Source organism: Bradyrhizobium sp. LeoA1Lang (assembly GCF_055413685.1).
On record NZ_JBVAPG010000092.1, the window covers coordinates 1 to 20006 of the forward strand.

The window sequence follows — 20006 nt, forward strand, 5'->3', positions numbered from 1 at the left end:
CGAGCGCGCGCATCACGGACGGCGAAGTCGTGTGGTCCTGGCGCCCCGACGCTGGCGCTAAGTTTTTCGCGCGAACAAGTTCGCGCTTGAGATGACGGTGGCAAGAAAGCCCGGTCACCGGGGAGAGTACGAAGTAAGCCGTAAACCATCGCGCAGGGAAAGCCGGAATGCTTCGGTTGACCTGTGGTCCTACCCCCGTGCTTTTTGTTGCACGGGACCCATGGGTGCAACCGGCACCCGGCTTTCCCTGCGCCCTCTGTTCAATGAGGAGGGTGGAAGGCGACGCAAACCTCGGGCGCAAAGCTCCGCGAGAACGCGGACTCACATCCTCACGCTATTTGACAATTGAATCAGGACTCACCCCGTCATTGCGAGCGGAGCGAAGCAATCCATTTTGCCGCTTGTGGAGACATGGATTGCTTCGCTTCGCTCGCAATGACGGTGTCGTCCCGTTTTTCGCGGGGACGACAATCGTAGGAAGGGTAGAGCGCAGCGAAACCCATCATCTCGCCGCTTGCTCCATCGCGATGGGCTTCGCTGCGCTCTACCCATCCTACGGCACAATCACCGCAGCACGATCCACGCCGGTGCGTGGTCGCTTGCGCCTTCCTCGCCTCTGATGTCGCGGTCGACACCAGCCTTCGTCAGACGCGGCGCGAGCACAGGACTGAGCAGCAGATGATCGAGTCTCAGCCCGGCATCGCGCGGCCAGCGGTTGCGCTTGTAGTCCCAGAAGGTGAACATCGGCTTTGCCGGATGCAGCGTGCGGATCGCGTCGCACCAGCCCTGGTCGACGAGCGCCTTGAAGGCGGCGCGGCTCTTTGGCTGGATCAATGCATCCTTGTCCCACGAGCGCGTCGGATAGATGTCGAGCTCGGTCGGCGCGACATTGTAGTCGCCGGCGAGCACGACCGGGACATCCTCTTTGAGAAGCTTAGCGGCATGCGCGCGCAATCGCCTGAACCAGGCCAGCTTGTAATCGAATTTCGGCCCGGGTTGCGGATTGCCGTTCGGCAGATAGATGCTGGTGACGATGATGCCCTTGACCGCGGCCTCGATATAGCGCGCCTCATGATCGGTGCGGTCGCCGGGCAGCGCGGTGCGGATCAATACCGGCTCGACTTTTCGCGCGAGGATCGCGACGCCGTTCCAGGTCTTCTGGCCGCACCAGACCGCGCCATAGCCGGCCTTCTCGATCGCGGGCAACGGAAACTCGTTGTCGGTCGCCTTCAGTTCCTGCAGGCTGACGACATCGGGTTTTGCCGCGCGCAGCCAGTGCAGCAGGTTCGGCAGGCGGCGGTTGATGTTGTTGATGTTGAAGGTCGCGATCTTCATGCGTCGAGACGACCGCGATCCGCCCCGAGCCGATCAGGTCGGAGTGCTGCTGGAATCGGCCGGCGGTGGCGGCTCCTCCGCGGGATTGCCGCCTTTGTAGATGCGCGCATAACGCGGACCGAGGCTGGTCAGCACCTCATAGCCGATGGTGCCGAAATGATGCGCTGTTTCGTCGACCGTGATGCCTTCGCCGATCAGGGTGACCATGTGGCCGCGCCGCACGGCATTCTTTTCGATCTCGGTGATGTCGACCGCGATCAGGTCCATGGAAATGCGGCCGGCGATCGGGCAGCGCTTGCCGGCGACCACAACGTCGGCGCCGCGGGTGCCGTCGTTCGAGCTCGCCGCGCGGAAATAGCCGTCGGCATAGCCGACCGAGATGACCGCCAATCGCGTTGGCCGCCGCGCGGTCCAGGTGCCGCCATAGCCGACGGTCTCGCCGCGATCGATGTGGCGGATCTGCACGATGCGGGCCTTGAGATCGACCACCGGCCGCATCGGGTTGTCGGCCTCGGGCGTCGGGTTGACGCCGTAGAGCGCGGCTCCCGGCCGCACCAGCTCGAACTGGAATTGGGGACTGAGGAAAATGCCGGAGGAATTCGCAAGCGACGCCGGCACGCCGGTGAACAGGCTCGCGATCTCGCGGAAGGTCGTAAGCTGCCTGGCGTTGATCGGGCTGTTGAGCTGCTCGGCGGCGACGAGGTGGCTCATCACCAACGTGATGCCGTGATCGCCGGCGTTGATGCGCGGGATGATGCCTTGCGCCTCGTTGATCGTGAACCCGAGCCGGTTCATGCCGGTGTCGATGTGAACGGCGGCGCCGCCCGACCAGCCGGAGCGACGGCAGAACACGTCCCATTCGGCGAGTTCGTTGAGGTCGCCAATCACGGGCTGGCAGTCGAACTTGGCGTAGCTGTCGCCGGTGTTCTGGAAGAAGCCGCCGAGCGCATAGATGGTGGCGGACGGCACCGCCTCGCGGACAGCGCGCGCCTCTTCGATATTGGCGACGAAGAACGTCTTGCAGCCGGCGGCGGCCAATGCCCGCGAAACCTGCGCAGCGCCGCAGCCATAGCCGTCGGCCTTCACGACGGCGCCGCATTCGGCCGGAACCGCGGTCTTCTCGAGCCTGCGCCAATTGGCGATGATGGCGTCGAGATCGACGGTCAGGATGCCCGTGGCGGTCGGAGGCACCGCGAGCTGGTTTGCGTCGGACGCAAGCTGCGCGCCCTGCGGGATCGGATCGGAAGCGACGTTCATGGAGCCGTTTTACGCGGGCGGCAGCAATGGTTCAACCGCGCATCAATAAGACCGATCCGGCACTTGACCGTCATGGGCGAGATCGCCGAACCGTGTCACGCTGGCTTCGAAGTGCAGTTCGACCGAGCCGGTCGGGCCGTGGCGCTGCTTGCCGATGATGACTTCGGCCTTGCCGTGGGCGAGGTCCATGTCAAGCTGCCATTTCTCGTATTCCGGCGTGCCCGCGCGCGGTTCCTTGTTGGCGAGGTAATATTCCTCACGATAGACGAACATTACGACGTCGGCGTCCTGCTCGATCGAACCGGATTCACGCAGGTCGGAAAGCTGCGGACGCTTGTCGTCGCGGTTTTCCACCTGGCGCGAGAGCTGCGACAATGCGATCACCGGGACGTTCAATTCTTTCGCCAGCGCCTTCAGGTTGGTCGTGATCTCCGTGATCTCCTGGACGCGGTTGTCGGTGCCGCGTTTGCCCGATCCCTGCAGAAGCTGGATGTAGTCGATGACGATGAGGTCGAGACCCTTCTGTCGCTTCAGCCGCCGCGCCCGCGCGGTCAGTTGCGAGATCGACAGGCCGCCGGTTTCGTCGACGTAGAAGGGCAGGGACTGCAGCTCGATCGAGCATTCGCGGATCTTCTCGAAATCCATCTCGGTGATGCCGCCGCGGCGGATGTGGCTCGAGGGAATGCCGGTGCGCTCGGCGAGAATACGGGTGGCGAGCTGCTCGCCCGACATTTCGCAGGAGAAGAAGCCGACCGCGCCGCCGTGGACCGCCTTGATGCTGCCGTCGGCCTGCACTTCGCCCTCATAGGCCCTGGCGATGTTGTAGGCGATGTTGGTCGCGAGCGAGGTCTTGCCCATGCCGGGGCGGCCGGCGACGATGATGAGGTCCGACGGCTGCAGGCCGCCCATCTTGGCGTCGAGGTCGCGCAGGCCGGTCGAGATGCCCGACAGCTTGCCGTCGCGTTGGAACGCCTTCGCGGCCATGTCGACGGCAAGCGTCAGCGCTTGGGAGAAGCGCTGGAAGCCGCCGTCATAGCGGCCGGTTTCGGCGAGTTCGTAAAGCTGCCGCTCGGCGTCCTCGATCTGGGCGCGCGGTGCGAAATCCACCGGCGCGTCGAAGGCGACGTTGACCATGTCCTCGCCGATCCGGATCAGGTCGCGCCGCAGCGACAGGTCATAGACGGTCCGGCCATAGTCCTGGGCGTTGATGATCGTGGTCGCTTCGGCGGCAAGGCGGGCGAGGTATTGGGCAACCGTCATGCCGCCAATGTCCGTCTCTGCCGGCAGGAAGGTCTTCAGCGTCACGGGGGTCGCCACCTTGCCCATGCGGATCAGGCTACCGGCGGTCTCGTAGATCGTCTGGTGGAGCGGCTCGAAGAAGTGTTTCGGCTCCAGGAAATCGGAGACGCGGTAGAAGGCGTCGTTGTTGACCAGGATCGCGCCCAACAGGCCCTGTTCCGCTTCGATATTGTGCGGCGCGCTGCGATAGGCCGGGGTTCCCGGCTCGGGCGCGAGCTTCAGGACGTTCGAATCAGTTGCCATGGACGGAATTATTCTTCGGATTTCGCCGTTATTGGGATTCCCGGAAGCAGGGGCGGCGATAAAGCGCCACCGCTGTCGGAAGCGGAAGTGCCCATGCGCCTTATTCACGATTCACACAAGCGAAGTGTGAATCACGTAGCAGCGGTGCACGATGCTTGACGGATTTCGGGGGCGGGGCGGCGAGTCGCGAGGAATGTTTTGGGGCAGGCTGAACCTAATTCCACCTGGACGAACCAACATCCAAGGGAACGGCGCGCGTCCGGCCCGCTATCTCAGGTGAGGATGAGATAGGCGAACGCAACCAAAGCGGCGACGATGCCCACAGCGATCAGGGCGTAGTCGGTTTTGAGGTCGCGCGGCGGATCGAACAAGGATCTGTAGGTCTCGTGGGACATGGTGGTGGTCTACGCCCAAACCGCCCGCCCACCTTGTGAACCAGTTCACATGGGAATGATTTTTATTGCGCCAGGGTAGGCGGGAACGGACCAAAGGGTTTCGGGTTAGTTAAAGCGATGAGCCAGCGATTTCATATCCGGCGATCGGAACAGGGCGACCGGCGGTTGCTGTCGATGCTGATCGACGCCATGGAGGAGGCGTCTCGTCCGGAAATCCGCAATGTTCCCTGCGACAAGCAGGTGCTCGCCGCCGTCGAAGCGCGACTTGCGCGCCCGGCCGTAGCCTATCCTGTTACGGCTCGGCCTTCAGCTTTCGCAACTGAACCTATTCGCCTGCCAATTGCAGTCGCGGCCGCGCGCGCTGCTCGATGCCGCGGAGCTTGGCCTCTTCCTGGCCGATATAGTCGCGGGTGATCGGCACGACGCCCTGCCGTTTGGTGAGCTGGAGCTGGAAGTTCATCATGTTCTGCTTGCGGAACGACATTTCGGACGCCGCCAGATAGAACTCCCACATCCGCGCAAAGCGCTCGTCGTAGAGGCGGACGGCCTCTTCGCGCCGCGCCATGAAACGCTCACGCCATGCCCTCAAGGTCTCGGCATAGTGCAGTCGGAGGATCTCCATGTCGCAGACCAAGAGCCCGGCCTTCTCGATCGCGGGCATGACTTCGGACAGTGCCGGGATATAGCCGCCGGGGAAGATGTATTTCTCGATCCAGGGGCTGGTGACGTCAGGCCCCGTGGACCGGCCGATCGAGTGCAGCACCATCACGCCGTCGTCGGTCAGCAACTCGGCGCAGCGGCGGAAAAAGGTCTCGTAGAAGTCGACACCGACATGTTCGAACATGCCGACCGAGATGATGCGGTCGAACGGGCCGGGGATGTCGCGATAGTCCTCGAGCAGGAAGCGCGCCGATTGCGAGAGGTTCTTCTCCGCCGCCCGGGTGTTCGAAACCTGGAGCTGCTCGGTGGAGAGCGTGACGCCGGTGACGTCGGCGCCGGTCATCTCGGCAAGGTAGAGGCCAAGCCCACCCCAGCCGGAACCGATATCGAGCACGCGCTGGCCCGGCCGCACCAGGAGCTTGGCGGCGAGATGGCGCTTCTTGGCGAGCTGGGCGTCGTCCAGCGTCGCATCCGGCGTCTCGAAATAGGCGCAGCTATATTGCTTGTCGGCGTCGAGGAAGAGGGAATAGAGCCGGCCATCGAGGTCATAGTGGTGAGCGACGTTGCGCCTCGACCGGCCTCGCGGATTGAATTGCCAGATGTGCCTTCCGAGATAGCGCAGGAGCCATTGCGGCTTGGCCCAGCGCGGCAGCATGTCCGGCTGATCCATCAGGATCGCAAGCGCATCCGCAATCGAGCCGTTCTCGACGACGAACGTGCCGTCCATATAGGATTCACCGAGACTGAGCTCGGGATCGAGCAACACCCAACGCTCCGCGGCTGCGGTCAGGAACCGCACCGGAACCGGCTGCCCGGCGCCGTCGCCGCACGTGAACTTTGCCCCGCTTGCGGTCGTGACCGAAAGCGCGCCACGGCGAACGAACTGCCCCAAGAAATAACGCAACAAACGGTCCATAGAAGCACCACAGAGCGACCGGCCGTTACCCTGACGCGCAGTGGAACAGATGGTTCCAATGTGAGTCAACATCACTGTAGGTGTGATCGGGGGGAAGCGCTATTGCGTTGTAGTCAAAGCGGATATTCCCGAATGTGACAATTGCGTGGATGCGTCACAACTGCGCTTCCATTCGCCCGATAATCGGCTAAAAGGGGCGCGCCGCAACCGGATCGAGCAGGGCCGGGTGGCGTTTCCACGATCAGGAGAATGGGGGATGTTGGGCCGAGCGCTCATTTTCGCGACGGTGATTCTTGTTGTCGCCGGCCTTGCGGCGAACTCGGCGCATGCCCAGCCGACCAATCTGGAGGCCGGCAAGAGCCCCTCGCAGATCTTTGCCGGCACCTGCAGCGCCTGCCACAAGTCGGCGCGCGGCCTGCTCAAGAGCGTCAGCGCTTCGGCGCTCCCGGGATTCCTCCGCCAGCACTACACCACGAGCAGCGACATGGCCTCGCTGCTGGCGTCCTATCTCGTTTCCAACGGCGCCAGCGATACGCGATATCAGGGCCGGCAGGAACAGACCAAGCACGGCAAGGATGCGAAGCAGCAGGAAGCCGCGCGCCCGGCCAGCCCGCCCGAACCGGAGCGGCCTAGCCGCAGGTTCTTGTTTCCATGGAGCTCGCCCGAGCCCGCCCCCGATGCGCAGCAGGCCGCCAAGCCTGATGCTGACGGCCTCAATCCACAAGGCGAGGGCAGGCGGCATGGTCGCAACGCCAAGCGGCCGCAGCAGCCGAGCGAGGCGGCACCTGACGCGGCCAGCCCGGAGCAGGCAACCGAGCCCAAGCCGGCCACAAAACAAAAGATGGGCAAGCGCGGCAAGCCCAGCGAGGAACCTGCCAGACAGGCCGAGCCAGCCGTGGAAGAGACGCCGAAGGGCGAGGCCGCCACGGTTGAGTCGAGGGAGAGTGGCGGCAGCGAGCCAGCACCGCCGCGGTCGGATCCAGTTCCACCGGTGACGCCAGCGCCGCCAGCAGCCGCTGCAGCTCCGAGCGCTCCGGAACCGTCCGCAAGCCCGTCTACGGCTACTCCGGCAGCTCCTGCAGCTTCGCAGTGACGGCGTCCGCGCCGTCCTCATTGCCGCCATCCCAGTCGGCTAGATCGACCAGTCCGCCGATACATCCTGTCTCGCAATAGGCTCACCCAAGGCGCATTTCCGCGCCAAGGCCAAACTTGACCATCCTTAGAGTGTTACTCTAGAGTGGAGCTCCAGAGAGGTGGAGCATGGCAACCACGGCGCGAGAGGACTTGTTGGCCGCAGGTCTTGCAGTCTTCGACCGCGATGGGTTTGAGGGCGCGACGGTTGCGGCCATCCGAACCCGTGCACGGGCCTCCAACGGCAGCTTCTTCCACTTCTTCGGATCGAAGAAGGCGCTCGCCGGCACCCTGTTCCTGGACATCCTGCAGCGCTATCACGCCGCCATGCTCGCGGTGCTTGATCGATCCTGCGGCGCGCGGGACGGGGTCGGGCGGCTGATCCGCGCCCATCTCGACTGGGTCGTCATCAACCGGCGCGAAGCACGCTTCCTGTTCGAGATATCCCGCAGCGAATGGAGCGATGAGCTTCGTGACGCGCAGCGCAGGGAGAATGTGCGGCTCGCTGACGGGATCGAGAATTGGCGGGCGCCGCTGCTTGCAAGGGGCGAGCTATTGCCGATGTCGCCAACCGTTTTCATCAGCCAGATCATCGGGCCCGCGCAGATCTTTTGCCGCGCCTACCTGTCGGGCCGCGACCGCGGCGATCCGAGGGAGCAGGCCGATATGCTGATTGCCTGCGCGATCCGCGCCGTTGCCGCTCCCGGCGCAGCGGAGAGAAGTGGAGATACGCCATGACAGAGGATTTGGATCGCGACTTCACGCCGATCGCGAAGCGCATCCGCGACAATGTCGGTCGCCAGGGATTCATGAATCACGTCGGCGCCGAATTGTCCGAGCTCGCCCGCGGCACCTGCACCATCGAGGTCGGGCGGCGGCCGGAGCTGTTGCAGCAGCACGGCCTGTTCCACGGTGGCGTCACGGCGTTTCTGGTCGACAACGCAACCACCATCGCGGCCGCGACCACGCGCGGCCAGGCGGCGCTGACGGCCGAATACAAATTGAACCTATTGTCGCCAGCGTCCGGCGATCGCCTGATCTGCCGCGCGCGCGTGATCAAGCCGGGACGGCAGGTCGCCGTCGTCGCGGCCGACGTGTTCTGCGTCATTGACGGCAAAGAGAAGCACACCGCGACCGCGCTCGCTTCGATCGCCATGCTGGATGAGAAGGCGGCGGCCCGAATCGAAAGCCCGGCCTGATCGAGGCCGGGCTTTGATCTTGCCGTAAACGAAGAGGCTTACTTTTCCTCGGCGGCCGGCGCCGGCTCCACCGGCTCCTCCTGCTGCGCTTCCGGATCGAAGAACTCGCCGGCGGCGGCAAGCGCCTCGGCTGCGGCGTCCTGGTCTTCCCGGCGGCTCGAGATGTCCTCGCCGCGCTTGATGCGCTCGGCTTCATCCGCGCTGCGCGCGACGATGACGGTGACGCTGGTCTCGACCTCGGGGTGGACGGCGATCGTCACCTTCTGCTGGCCGATCACCTTGATCGGCGAGTCCAGCCAGACCTGCGGCCGGCTGACGATGATGCCGTCGGTCGCCAGCGCCGTGACGATGTCGCGCACCGAAACTGAGCCGAATAGCTGACCGCTTTCGGAGGCCTGGCGAATGATCATGATCTCGCGGCCGTCGATCTTCTCGGCCACCTTGCTGGCTTCGGACTTGGCCTGAAGATTGTTGGCCTCGAGCTCGGCCTTCATGCCTTCGTACTTGGCGCGGTTATCGGCGGTGGCGCGCAGCGCCTTGCCGCGCTTCAGGAGGAAATTGCGCGCAAAGCCGTCGCGGACCTTCACGACCTCGCCCATCTGGCCGAGCTTGGCGACACGTTCCAAAAGAATGACTTCCATATTGCTTCTCCTTCAATCTTGGTTTGGGTTGATCGGTTGAATTCAGGATGCAGGGAGCGGTGGCGGCCTGGTCCGTAGATAGCGTTGGCGCAATCCGAACAGCGCGTCGGCTATTCCGAGCACCACCATCGCCATCACCGGCCAGGTGAAGATCACAACCACGGCATAGGCGCAGCTCAGCCAGAGTGTGCGGCTGTTGAGCGATTGCGTCACCGTGTGCAGCACGGCGAAACCGGTGAGCGCATAAGCCGCCATCAGGGCGATGGTCGTGACCTGTGCGAGGATGGCCAACAGGCCGCTCGTGAAGCAGAAGGCGATGGCCACGCACGAAGCCACCAATGTCATTGCCGGGAGCGCAGTCGCCCGCAGTTCGGGCCACGGGCGTCGCAGGCGGCCCGAGGTCGCCGTGATCAGGGTCGCCAGCCAGAGATTGATCGTCAGCGATATCATGGTGACGATGACCGCGGCGAGCGGTGCGACAGCCACCATAGCGTCGACCACGCGTTCCATGTCGGCGCTCGCTGTCACCATGCGCGAGTCCAGAACCCGCATCAGACCGCGCTTCATGGCACCCGCGATGCTGGCGGCGTCGGTGCCCAGCGTGAGCAGGGCCGCCATCGTGGTGAGCACGGCAAAGCCTGCAATCCAGAGCAGGATACGGCCGACCGGATACCATTCGAGACTGGCGGTCGCCGGAGCGGGCCCGCCAGTTGGGCTCGGCTCGGCAACCGGGCGTCCCAGTAGCGCGAGGTACCCGAGCCACCAGGCCGGCAGCGCAACCATGATGACAAAGGTGATGCAATAGGGCAGGCCGAAGATCGCGCCGAGGCCCAACGCGGCCGCAATGCCGCCAATACTTGCCGTGAGCGGACCCCAGCCGAGCCCTGCCATCATCAATGGCAGCGGCGCCAGCCAGAACAGCAACAGCGAGATCATCGCGCCCGAAATCATCGAGGCGAACATCAACGCCGACGCGCAGCCAGCAGCGATAGCAATGAACAACGTCGCGATCATTAGCTGTCCCGCTCCTTTCGAGCGGTTAGAGGTCCTGCCTGAGAACCCCAACCATCGGCGACCGGACGACCCGGAAGCCTTATGAGCAAATGGTCCGCAGCGCGCGAGGTGCTGCGGACCAGATTGACTAGCGAATCACGTAGGGCAAGAGGCCGAGGAAGCGCGCGCGCTTGATGGCGCGGGCGAGTTCACGCTGCTTCTTGGCGGAAACGGCCGTGATGCGGCTCGGCACGATCTTGCCGCGCTCGGAGACGTAACGCATCAGCAGCTTGGAATCCTTGTAGTCGATCTTCGGCGCATTCGCTCCCGTGAACGGGCAGGACTTGCGGCGACGGAAAAACGGACGGCGGGCACCGGCTTCAGCCATGATTCTTACTCCTCGGTCGCAGCGTCTTCATCGCGCGGACGGCGCGGGCCACGGTCGCCGCGGAATCCACCGCCGTCGCGATCGCCACGGAAGCCGCCACCCTCGCGGTCACCGCGGAAGCCGCCGCCGCGATCATCGCGCTCACGGTCACGGTCAGCCTTGCGCATCATCGCCGACGGGCCTTCCTCGAGCTCCTCGACGCGGACGGTGAGATAGCGGATGACGTCTTCGCTGATCCGCTCCTGGCGCTCGATCTCGCTGATTGCGGAAGACGGCGCGTCGAGATTCATCAACACGAAATGCGCCTTGCGATTCTTGTTCATGCGGTAGGTGAGGGAGCGCACGCCCCAATTCTCGGTCTTGGTGACCTTGCCGCCCGCCTGTTCGACGATACCGGTCATCTGCGCGGTCAGCTCGTCAACCTGCTGGGTGCTCGCGTCCTGGCGCGCGAGAAAAACATGCTCGTAAAGAGGCATGGATGTCCTTTCTAGTGTTGGCGCGGTTCCCGGCGACAAGCCCTTCGAGACCTTCGGAAAGGACTCGATGCTGCTCAGAAGGCGGAAGCACGGGACGACGGGCCGACTGGCCCTGCCACATCAAAATCAACGAATGAAATTGCTGAGACCGTCCGTTCAGCTCCCGGCCGGGACCCACGGATGGCGGGCTTTATAAGGATTTTGCGCGTTTTGGCAAGGTTGCCGAGCGAGGTTTTTGGCGTCTTGGCGGGCCTATTTGCGCCGGATCGGTTCGTCCAGCTCCGTCTTGATTTATTTGTTTGTATATCATACAAATAAATCGAGGAGACGACCAATGGCAGCCAAAGCTGCGTCCGAATCGCCAGCCGGCGATCCAAAACATGCCGTTCGCGCCACGCGCGCGGCCGGGCGCAAAATGCGTTCGCTGCTGCTCGACGCCGCAAGCCGCCTGTTCAAGGAACAGGGGCTCGCCGGCGCCTCGATCACCGATATCGCTGCGGCGGCGGACGCCTTTCCGAGCCAGATCACCTACTACTTCCGCACCAAGGAAGCGCTCTTCGTCGAGGCCGCCTGCCGCGACATGCTCTATGTGGCGCGCGCGGCGGAGGAGGCTGCGCTGCGGGCGGAGACGCCGCGGGACTACACGCGTGCGCTGGTCGAGACGGTGACGGCGACCGATTCGGTCGCCTTCTTTGCGGAGGCGCTGACCCTGACGCGGCGCCGCCAGGATCTCGCGCCGCTCGTGGAGCGGACCATCGAGCGGCTGCACAGCCAAGGGCTGCGCGCCTATGCGGGGCAGATCGAACGGCACGGCTGGCGCACGCTGCGCGACCCCGCCGCGACCTCGCGGCGGTTCTGGGCGGTTGCGATCGGCGTCATCCTCGAAGGCTATGCGATGGGCCGCTCGGCGGAGGAGCTGTGCAGCGAAATGCTGCGCGTGCTCGGCGAGCAGGCCACCACCACATCCAGCGCCGAGAACACGCGCCTGCGCCTGGTCGGCGATCCCAGCACATCCACTTCCACCTCTCGCGACGAGGAGACTTCGCCATGACCGCGCTTCGCATCCGCGCCCGCGACTTCCTGACCGAGGATCAATTGATCGCCGTCCGCCAGCGCTCGACGTTGAAGGGCATCGCGCTGATTGCGCATGCCTGGGCGCTGATATCAGGCGCGATCGCGCTGGTGGCCTGGTGGCCGAATCCGCTGACATATCTCCTCGCCGTCGCGATCATCGGCTCGCGGCAGCTCGGGCTCGCGATCCTGATGCACGACGGCGCGCATGGATGCCTTTCAGCGGACGAGAAGACCAACCTGACATTGAGCCAGTGGTTTTGCGCCTATCCGATCTTTGCGGAGACGCGCGCCTATCGCCGCTATCACCTGCAGCATCACGCGCGGACGCAGCAGGAGGATGATCCCGACCTCGTGCTGTCGGCGCCGTTTCCGATCACGAAGATGAGCTACCGGCGCAAGTTCATTCGCGACATCACCGGCCAGACCGGCTATCAGCAGCGCAAGGCGCAACTGCTCAATGCGCTCGGGCCGAAGCAATGGCCCTGGTGGCAGCGTGCCGCGCATTTCTGGGAGAAGCTCGGGCCGCAATTCATCGTCAACGGGCTCCTGTTTGCAGGGCTTGCGGCTGCCGGCGTGTGGTGGGCTTATCCACTGCTATGGCTGGTTCCGCTGCTCACCTGGATGATGGTGATCACGCGCATCCGCAACATCGCCGAGCACGCCGTCGTTCCTGACAGCCACGATCCCCTGCGCAACACCCGGACCACGCACGCCGGCTTCCTCGAGCGGCTGTTCATCGCCCCCTATTACGTGAACTATCACCTCGAGCATCACCTGCTGTTCTATGTCCCGTGCTACAACCTGCCGCGGGTTCACCGCATTCTCAGCGAAAGCCGGCACGCCGGCCACATGGAGGTGCAGCCGGGCTATCTTGCGGTGCTGAGACTGGCGACCGCAAAGCCGGATCATGAGGATCGGCCGGGGCAATTGGTGAGCAGCGCACGCCGGGCGAGGGCCGGCGCGGAAGTAGGCGCGGACCAGAGGGCCGGCGGGTTCTAGGGGAAAGTCCCCATTTCAATGCCGCAACGCGGCTTGACATCCCAGCCCCGGACGGTGTCTTACGCGCCCGTCCAGAGCATGATCCGGAAGGAGCGGAAACCGGCTTTCCCGGAGATCATGCCCAAACAGCTTGGGAGCGCCATGACGGCAGCATTCACTTTTCCGGGGCAGGGGTCGCAGGCAGTCGGCATGGGCAAGGCCCTCGCCGATGCCTTTCCGGTGGCCCGGGCGGTGTTCGACGAGGTCGACGCCGCGCTGGGAGAGAAGCTGACCGGGATCATCTGGGACGGTCCGGCTGAAACCCTGCAGCTCACCCAGAATGCCCAGCCGGCGCTGATGGCGGTCTCGATCGCGACGCTGCGGGTGCTGGAGACGGAGGCCGAATTCTCGGTCGGCCGCGACGCGGCCTATGTCGCGGGCCATTCGCTCGGCGAGTACTCGGCACTGGCCGCCGCCGGCAGCCTCAGCGTCAGCGATACCGCACGCCTGTTGCGCACCCGCGGCCTTGCGATGCAGAAGGCGGTGCCCGTCGGCGTCGGCGCCATGGCCGCGCTGCTCGGCCTCGACTATGAGGCGGCGATGGCGGTCGCCGAGGAAGCTGCCCAGGGCCAAGTGTGCCAGGCTGCCAATGACAATGGCGGCGGACAGGTTGTGGTTTCCGGCGACAAGGCCGCCGTCGATCGCGCGGTCGAGATCGCCAAAGGCAAGGGCGCCAAGCGCGCGATGCTGCTGCCGGTGTCGGCTCCGTTCCATTGCAAGTTGATGCAGCCGGCGGCCGACGCCATGGCCGAGGCGTTGTCCGGCGTCACCATCAAGGCGCCGGCCGCGCCGCTGGTCTCGAACGTGCTGGCGACCGCCATCACCGATCCCGACGAGATCCGCCGCCGGCTGATCGAACAGGTCACCGGCACGGTGCGCTGGCGCGAGTCGGTCGCCTATATGGCAAGCAAGGGCGTGACGCGCTTCTTCGAGATCGGCGCCGGCAAGGTCCTGACCGGACTGGTCAAGCGCATCGCCGATGGCGCGGTAGGAGTTTCCGTCGGCGGTCCCGTTGATATCGCGGCCGCCAAGGATGCATTGGCCGCTTCGGCCTGAAGCATGATCGGGAAAAGTGAGTACCGGTTTTCCCTCCGACAAACGCGATGCGTTTGCGCGCAGATCATGCTCTAAGAGAGCCGAGAGGAGATAGTAATGTTTGATTTGACGGGCAGGACCGCGCTGGTCACCGGCGCCACCGGCGGCATTGGCGGCGCGATCGCACAGGCGCTGCATGCGCAGGGCGCAACCGTTGCGATCTCGGGCACGCGGCGCGAGGTGCTGGATGCGTTTGCAGCCAAGCTCGGTGAGCGTGTTCATGTCCTGCCGTGCAATCTCTCCAACAGTGCCGAAGTCGAGGCATTGGTGCCCGCAGCGGAGACCGCGCTGGGGCAGGTCGACATCCTCGTCGCCAATGCGGGAATCACACGCGACAATCTGTTCGTGCAGTTGCGCGACGAGGATTGGGACGAGGTGATCGCGATCAACCTGACGGCGACCTTCCGCCTCGCGCGCGCCGCCACCAAATTGATGATGCGCAAGCGCTTCGGCCGCATCATCGCCATCACCTCGATCGTCGGCGTCACCGGTAATCCCGGCCAGGCCAACTACACCGCGTCGAAGGCCGGTATCATCGGCCTGATCAAGACGCTGGGCGCCGAATATGCCAAGCGCGGCGTGACCGCCAATTGCATTGCGCCCGGCTTCATCAAGACGCCGATGACGGATGCGCTGAACGACAAGCAGCGCGAGGCCATCCTGGCAAAGGTTCCTGCGGCGCGACTCGGAACGTCCGAAGACATCGCCGCCGCAGCCGTCTACCTCGCTTCCAATGAAGCCGCCTACGTGACCGGACAGACGATTCACGTCAATGGCGGAATGGCCATGTTTTGAGCGGGTTACCGGAGCGTTTTTGCGTGGCGGAATGCCCTACCGGCGACCGGGCGGGGCTTATAGTCAAGACTAGGGAATTATGATAACCGAACCAGCCGCGGATGGGCAAAGAACGCCATTGCAGGATGTTGAAACCCTGTATATTGGCGTGGCGACGCCTGCCGTTCGCCGGGACTTAGTCGGCCACGACCGCCGAATCAAGACTATGCGCGACAGCTTAGGGAAACTACACGACCACGATGGCTCGTATCGTCTGGGGGTCGGGTCCAATGGAACAAGCACGAGGGTGAACGATGAGTGAGATTGGCGAGCGGGTAAAGAAGATAGTGGTCGAGCACCTTGGCGTCGAGCCGGAGAAGGTGGTCGACAGCGCAAGTTTCATTGATGACCTCGGCGCTGACAGTCTCGACACCGTCGAGCTCGTGATGGCATTTGAAGAAGAATTTGGTTGCGAGATTCCCGACGACGCCGCGGAGACGATCCTGACGGTCGGCGACGCGACCAAGTTTCTCGAGAAGAACGCGAAAAGCTGACGCCCTTCGCGGTGCCGACGAAGCCGGACGGACCGTCATCAGGCGGTCCCCCGGTTTCTTGTTGTTGACCGCGCATTTCAGGACGGAGTTCTTGACATGAGACGTGTTGTCGTCACGGGGCTGGGCATGGTTACACCACTCGGCTGTGGCGTCGACACCAGTTGGGCACGTATCCTTGAAGGTCGCAGTGGGGCGCGCAGGATCGAGACCTTCGATGTCTCCGACCTGCCGAGCCAGGTTGCCTGCGTGGTGCCGCGCGGCGATGGCAGCGAGGGCACCTTTAATCCCGATCAGTGGATGGAGCCGAAGGACCAACGCAAGGTCGATGACTTCATCATCTTCGCGATGTGCGCGGCCAAGCAGGCGCTCGACGATGCCGGCTGGCATCCGGAGAGCGAAGAGGACAAGTGCGCGACCGGCACGTTGATCGGCTCCGGCATCGGCGGCCTCTCGGGAATCGCCGACACGGCGGTGCTGCTCAAGGAACGCGGTCCGCGAAAAGTGTCGCCGTTCTTCATTCCGGGCCGGCTGATCAATCTGGCATCCGGCTATGTCTCGATCGAGCACGGCCTGAAGGGGCCGAACCATGCGGTCGTGACCGCCTGCTCGACGGGCGCGCATGCGATCGGCGACGCCGCGCGGCTGATCGCGCTTGGAGATGCCGAGGTGATGGTGGCCGGCGGCGCCGAATCGCCGATCTGCCGCATCGGCATGGCCGGCTTCTGCGCGGCGCGCGCGCTGTCCACCGGCTTCAACGAGACGCCGACCAAGGCGTCGCGTCCCTACGACAAGGACCGCGACGGCTTCGTGATGGGCGAGGGCGCCGGCATCGTCGTGCTCGAGGAATATGAGCACGCAAAGAAGCGCGGCGCGAGGATCTATGCGGAGGTCGTCGGCTACGGACTCTCGGGCGACGCCTATCACATCACCTCGCCGTCTCCGGACGGAGACGGCGGCTTCCGCAGCATGTCGGCGGCATTGAAGCGCGCTGGCATGACGCCGTCCGATATCGACTACATCAACGCCCATGGCACCTCGACGCTGGTCGGCGACGAGATCGAACTCGGCGCGGTCGAGCGGCTGCTCGGCAATGCGGCGTCGAAAGTGTCGATGTCGTCGACGAAGTCGTCGACCGGACATCTGCTCGGCGCCGCCGGCGCGATCGAGGCGATCTTCAGCATCCTAGCGATTCGCGACAACGTCGCCCCGCCGACGATCAATCTCGACAATCCGTCGGTGGAGACGGCGATCGATCTCGTGCCGCACACGCCGCACAAGCGCGAGATCAATGTGGCGTTGTCCAATTCGTTCGGCTTCGGAGGCACTAACGCTTCCGTGATCCTGCAGCGTGTTATCAACTAGATCATGATCCGATTGATCGAATCGGATCATGATCTAACCTCTTTGTTTGGGCATGATGTCAGCGCAATACGCTGCGCGTTGTCCCAGCAGGCGAATTGGAGCCAGCTCACCGTTTTGCCGCAATCGCCGATGACTTCCAGGCGCGGGCGCATACTCGTATGGTATTGATTATATTGGCAGGACTTTAGATTTGTCAGGCCACGATTGAACCGGCAGGATTCAGGTCGAATCGATGAGTGAGAGGCCGCCCATTTCACCGCGAAGCCCGCGCGCCGCGCTGGAGCCTGAACAGGTCCCGCCGCCGCCGAAACGGTCGGACCGTGCCCGCAATCCTTTCGTCGTGGTCGGCAACGCCATCATCACCCTCCTGATCCTTCTGATGATTGGCGCGGGCATAGCCTATTACTACGGAAAGCAGACCCTGGAAGCGTCGGGACCGCTGCAGGAGGACAAGATCGTCAACATTCCGCAGCGGGCCGGCAAGCGCGATATCGCCGACATCCTGCAGCGTGAGGGCGTGATCGACGTCAATCCCTGGGTCTTCATCGGCAGCGTGTTTGCGATGAAGGCGAGTTCCGATCTTAAGCCCGGCGAATATTCGTTCCAGAAGAGCGCGAGCCTGCGCGACGTCATCGGCACCATCGTCGAAGGCAAGGTGGTGCAGCATGCGGTTACCATTCCCGAAGGCCTGACCTCCGAGCAGATCGTGGCGCGGCTGTCGGACAACGACATCTTCACAGGTTCGGTGCGCGAGATACCGCGCGAGGGCACGCTGTTGCCGGAGACCTACAAATTCCCGCGCGGCACCACGCGCGAGCAGGTGATCCAGCGCATGCAGCAGACCCAGAAGCGCGTGCTTGCGGAAATCTGGGAACGCCGCAATCCGGACATTCCGGTCAGAACGCCGGAGCAACTCGTGACGCTGGCGTCGATCGTCGAGAAGGAGACCGGCAGGGCCGATGAGCGCAGCCGCGTCTCGGCCGTGTTCGTCAATCGTCTGCGGCAGAAGATCAAGCTGCAGTCGGACCCGACCATCATTTACGGCCTGGTCGGCGGCAAGGGAACGCTGGGCCGGCCGATCAAGCGCAGCGAGATCACCCAGCCGTCGCCCTACAACACCTACGTCATCGATGGCCTGCCGCCGGGCCCGATCGCCAATCCCGGCCGCGCGTCGCTGGAAGCAGCAGCCAATCCGGCGCGGACCCGAGATCTGTTCTTCGTTGCCGACGGCAGTGGCGGGCATGCCTTCACCGAGACCTACGATCAGCACCAAAAGAACGTGGCGAAGCTCCGTTCGATGGAAAAGCAGATCCAGAACGACACGGTTGAGCCAGCAGACGATCCGCCGCCGCCCGCCGCCAGCGCGCCGCCCGACACCAACCCGACTGCAACCACGCCGCCCAAGCCGCCGGCCAACTCGAAGAAGCCGGCAAGGCCGGCACGGCAGGGCGCGGCGCAGTCGACGACGTCGCCGCCTGTGGTCCAGCGCTGAGTCTGGACGTCGGCCACCGGCACGCGAACGTAATTCCACTTTCAGGGAAATCGGCCTAAGGTCGCACGCGTTCCAGCGAGTCTCACATCTCTTGTCAGAAAGTTTTATGCGATGGCCCTATCGAGCATGACCGGTTTTGCCCGAAGCCATGGCGCGAGCGGCCCCTACACCTTCGAGTGGGAACTGAAGTCGGTCAATGCCAAGGGTTTTGACTTGCGGCTGCGGCTGCCGCCAGGCTGGGACGAGCTTGAGGCCGTGGTGAAGAAGCGCGCGAGCGAAGTGCTGTCGCGCGGAACCGTCTATGCCAATCTCAATGTCAGGCGCGCCAACGCCGTGTCGGCGGTGCGCATCAACGAAGACGTGCTGGCCTCGATCGTGAAGGTCGCGGGCGAACTGGCGCAGCAGATTGACGCGGTGGCGCCGAGCATTGACGGGCTGCTCGGCATCAAGGGCGTGATCGAGGTGGTCGAGCCGGAAAGCGACGAGGCCGAGGACAAGGCGGCAAGAGAGGCCGCCGCGCTGGCCTTTGAGCAGGCGCTGGCCCATCTGGTTGAGATGCGCCGCCGCGAGGGTACGGCGCTCGGGCAAGTGCTGATGCAGCGGATGGACGAGATCGAACAGCTCGCCAAGAAGGCGGAAGCGGCACCGGGCCGCAAGCCGGAGGCGATCCGCGCGCGACTTGCCGAACAGGTCGCGGCGCTGCTGGAGGCCTCCGATCGATTCGATGCGGATCGGCTGAACCAGGAAGCGATCCTGATCGCGACCAAGGCCGATATCCGCGAGGAACTCGACCGCATCGCTTCCCACATCGCGCAGGCGCGTGAGATGATCGGCAAGGGTGGGCCGATCGGGCGCCGGCTGGATTTCCTGGCGCAGGAATTCAATCGCGAGGTCAATACCTGCTGCTCGAAATCGAACGATATCGAGCTCACCAATACCGGGCTCGAGATGAAGAACGTGGTCGAGCAGTTCCGCGAGCAGGTTCAGAATCTGGAGTGAGGCATGACGGCGGCCCAAGGTGAGGCCCAAGGAGAGGCTCAAGGGTTTGACGGGGTCGAGCGGCGCGGCCTGATGTTCGTGCTGTCGTCGCCGTCGGGCGCCGGCAAGACCACGCTGTCGCGGCTGTTGATCGAGCGGATGCCCGGCCTGAAAATGTCGGTGTCGGCGACGACGCGGCCGATGCGGCCGGGCGAGGTCGAGGGCCGCGACTATTTCTTTGTCGACAAGGCGAAATTCGAGAAGATGGTCGCACAGGGCGAGTTGCTCGAATGGGCGACCGTGTTCGACAACCGCTACGGCACGCCGCGCCGACCGGTCGAGGCCGCGCTATCGGCGGGACAGGATGTGCTGTTCGACATCGACTGGCAGGGCACCCAGCAACTGCGCGAGAAGGCGCGCGCCGACGTGGTCAGCGTCTTCATCCTGCCGCCGTCGGCGGCCGATCTCGAGAAGCGCCTGCACACCCGCGCGCAGGATTCCACCGAGGTGATTCGCGGGCGGATGAATCGCGCTACCCACGAACTCAGCCATTGGGCCGAGTACGACTACATCGTCATCAATCAGGACGTCGATCACGCCTTCGCCGAAGTGCAGTCGATCCTGAAGGCGGAACGACTGAAACGCGAGCGCCGCACTGGCCTCACCGAGTTCGTGCGCAACCTGCAGCGCCAGCTCGAGAAGTAAT

General features: G+C 64.2%; 21 protein-coding genes. 12 read left to right on the forward strand and 9 right to left on the reverse strand.

Features of this window, described 5'->3' with window-relative positions:
- Window positions 1-564: 564 nt before the first annotated feature.
- The 5 genes from xth to ACZYOF_RS26935 all read right to left on the reverse strand — a co-directional run bounded on the left by xth (window position 565) and on the right by ACZYOF_RS26935 (window position 6105).
- Entirely contained in the window at window positions 565-1335 is a 771-nt protein-coding gene (gene xth, locus ACZYOF_RS26915; protein ID WP_463717681.1) for an exodeoxyribonuclease III, read from the reverse strand.
- A gap of 33 nt (window positions 1336-1368) precedes the next feature.
- Window positions 1369-2592 carry an alanine racemase gene (gene alr / locus ACZYOF_RS26920; RefSeq protein ID WP_463717682.1) on the reverse strand — a complete coding sequence of 408 codons (1224 nt, stop codon included), beginning with the start codon at window positions 2590-2592 and terminating at the stop codon, window positions 1369-1371.
- Window positions 2593-2634: 42 nt separating this feature from the next.
- A complete protein-coding gene (locus tag ACZYOF_RS26925) occupies window positions 2635-4134 on the reverse strand; it encodes a replicative DNA helicase (protein WP_130583519.1) in 1500 nt (499 codons plus the stop codon).
- A gap of 272 nt (window positions 4135-4406) precedes the next feature.
- The gene (locus ACZYOF_RS26930) at window positions 4407-4529 is read right to left on the reverse strand and encodes a hypothetical protein (RefSeq protein ID WP_256378872.1); all 123 of its coding nucleotides are present in this window, start codon (window positions 4527-4529) and stop codon (window positions 4407-4409) included.
- 325 nt (window positions 4530-4854) lie between these two features.
- On the reverse strand, window positions 4855-6105 hold the full coding sequence (locus tag ACZYOF_RS26935) for an SAM-dependent methyltransferase (RefSeq protein WP_282532139.1): 1251 nt from the start codon (window positions 6103-6105) through the stop codon (window positions 4855-4857).
- A 256-nt stretch (window positions 6106-6361) separates the two neighbouring features.
- Between ACZYOF_RS26935 and ACZYOF_RS26940 the strand changes: the two genes are divergently transcribed.
- The 3 genes from ACZYOF_RS26940 (at window position 6362) to ACZYOF_RS26950 (ending at window position 8435) form a co-directional block, all read left to right on the forward strand.
- A complete protein-coding gene (locus ACZYOF_RS26940; protein ID WP_463717683.1) occupies window positions 6362-7198 on the forward strand; it encodes a hypothetical protein in 837 nt (278 codons plus the stop codon).
- Between the two features lie 167 nt (window positions 7199-7365).
- Entirely contained in the window at window positions 7366-7974 is a 609-nt protein-coding gene (locus tag ACZYOF_RS26945) for a TetR/AcrR family transcriptional regulator (RefSeq protein ID WP_463717684.1), read from the forward strand.
- Complete coding sequence (locus ACZYOF_RS26950) at window positions 7971-8435, forward strand: PaaI family thioesterase (RefSeq protein WP_394567639.1); 465 nt, start codon at window positions 7971-7973, stop codon at window positions 8433-8435. Before ACZYOF_RS26945 ends, ACZYOF_RS26950 begins: the two co-directional genes overlap by 4 nt.
- A 38-nt stretch (window positions 8436-8473) precedes the next feature.
- On the opposite strand, the gene rplI is transcribed toward ACZYOF_RS26950, so the two are convergent.
- The 4 genes from rplI to rpsF form a co-directional block, all read right to left on the reverse strand.
- The gene (gene rplI / locus ACZYOF_RS26955; protein ID WP_282532135.1) at window positions 8474-9076 is read right to left on the reverse strand and encodes a 50S ribosomal protein L9; all 603 of its coding nucleotides are present in this window, start codon (window positions 9074-9076) and stop codon (window positions 8474-8476) included.
- A 42-nt stretch (window positions 9077-9118) separates the two neighbouring features.
- Window positions 9119-10090, reverse strand: a complete 972-nt coding sequence (locus ACZYOF_RS26960) for a YybS family protein (RefSeq protein ID WP_463717685.1) — start codon at window positions 10088-10090, stop codon at window positions 9119-9121.
- Window positions 10091-10217: 127 nt separating this feature from the next.
- On the reverse strand, window positions 10218-10457 hold the full coding sequence (gene rpsR, locus ACZYOF_RS26965; RefSeq protein ID WP_007592020.1) for a 30S ribosomal protein S18: 240 nt from the start codon (window positions 10455-10457) through the stop codon (window positions 10218-10220).
- Between the two features lie 5 nt (window positions 10458-10462).
- A complete protein-coding gene (gene rpsF, locus ACZYOF_RS26970; protein ID WP_130583729.1) occupies window positions 10463-10933 on the reverse strand; it encodes a 30S ribosomal protein S6 in 471 nt (156 codons plus the stop codon).
- Between the two features lie 334 nt (window positions 10934-11267).
- Between rpsF and ACZYOF_RS26975 the strand changes: the two genes are divergently transcribed.
- The 9 genes from ACZYOF_RS26975 to gmk all read left to right on the forward strand — a co-directional run bounded on the left by ACZYOF_RS26975 (window position 11268) and on the right by gmk (window position 20005).
- Window positions 11268-11984 carry a TetR/AcrR family transcriptional regulator gene (locus tag ACZYOF_RS26975; protein WP_463717686.1) on the forward strand — a complete coding sequence of 239 codons (717 nt, stop codon included), beginning with the start codon at window positions 11268-11270 and terminating at the stop codon, window positions 11982-11984.
- A complete protein-coding gene (locus ACZYOF_RS26980; RefSeq protein ID WP_463717687.1) occupies window positions 11981-13006 on the forward strand; it encodes a fatty acid desaturase family protein in 1026 nt (341 codons plus the stop codon). The genes ACZYOF_RS26975 and ACZYOF_RS26980 overlap by 4 nt, the downstream gene beginning before the upstream one ends.
- Window positions 13007-13147: 141 nt before the next feature.
- Complete coding sequence (fabD, locus tag ACZYOF_RS26985; protein ID WP_282532130.1) at window positions 13148-14101, forward strand: ACP S-malonyltransferase; 954 nt, start codon at window positions 13148-13150, stop codon at window positions 14099-14101.
- A 96-nt stretch (window positions 14102-14197) separates the two neighbouring features.
- Window positions 14198-14935, forward strand: coding sequence for a 3-oxoacyl-[acyl-carrier-protein] reductase (fabG, locus tag ACZYOF_RS26990; protein ID WP_130581066.1), 738 nt, complete (start codon window positions 14198-14200; stop codon window positions 14933-14935).
- A 293-nt stretch (window positions 14936-15228) separates the two neighbouring features.
- Complete coding sequence (locus ACZYOF_RS26995; protein ID WP_002716125.1) at window positions 15229-15468, forward strand: acyl carrier protein; 240 nt, start codon at window positions 15229-15231, stop codon at window positions 15466-15468.
- A gap of 96 nt (window positions 15469-15564) precedes the next feature.
- Window positions 15565-16830, forward strand: coding sequence for a beta-ketoacyl-ACP synthase II (fabF, locus tag ACZYOF_RS27000; RefSeq protein WP_130581065.1), 1266 nt, complete (start codon window positions 15565-15567; stop codon window positions 16828-16830).
- A gap of 232 nt (window positions 16831-17062) precedes the next feature.
- Window positions 17063-18322: an endolytic transglycosylase MltG gene (gene mltG / locus ACZYOF_RS27005; protein ID WP_130581064.1), complete on the forward strand. Its 1260-nt coding sequence runs from the start codon at window positions 17063-17065 to the stop codon at window positions 18320-18322.
- Between the two features lie 111 nt (window positions 18323-18433).
- Entirely contained in the window at window positions 18434-19321 is an 888-nt protein-coding gene (locus ACZYOF_RS27010) for a YicC/YloC family endoribonuclease (RefSeq protein ID WP_463717688.1), read from the forward strand.
- A 3-nt stretch (window positions 19322-19324) separates the two neighbouring features.
- The gene (gene gmk, locus ACZYOF_RS27015) at window positions 19325-20005 is read left to right on the forward strand and encodes a guanylate kinase (protein WP_463717689.1); all 681 of its coding nucleotides are present in this window, start codon (window positions 19325-19327) and stop codon (window positions 20003-20005) included.
- Window position 20006: the final 1 nt, after the last annotated feature.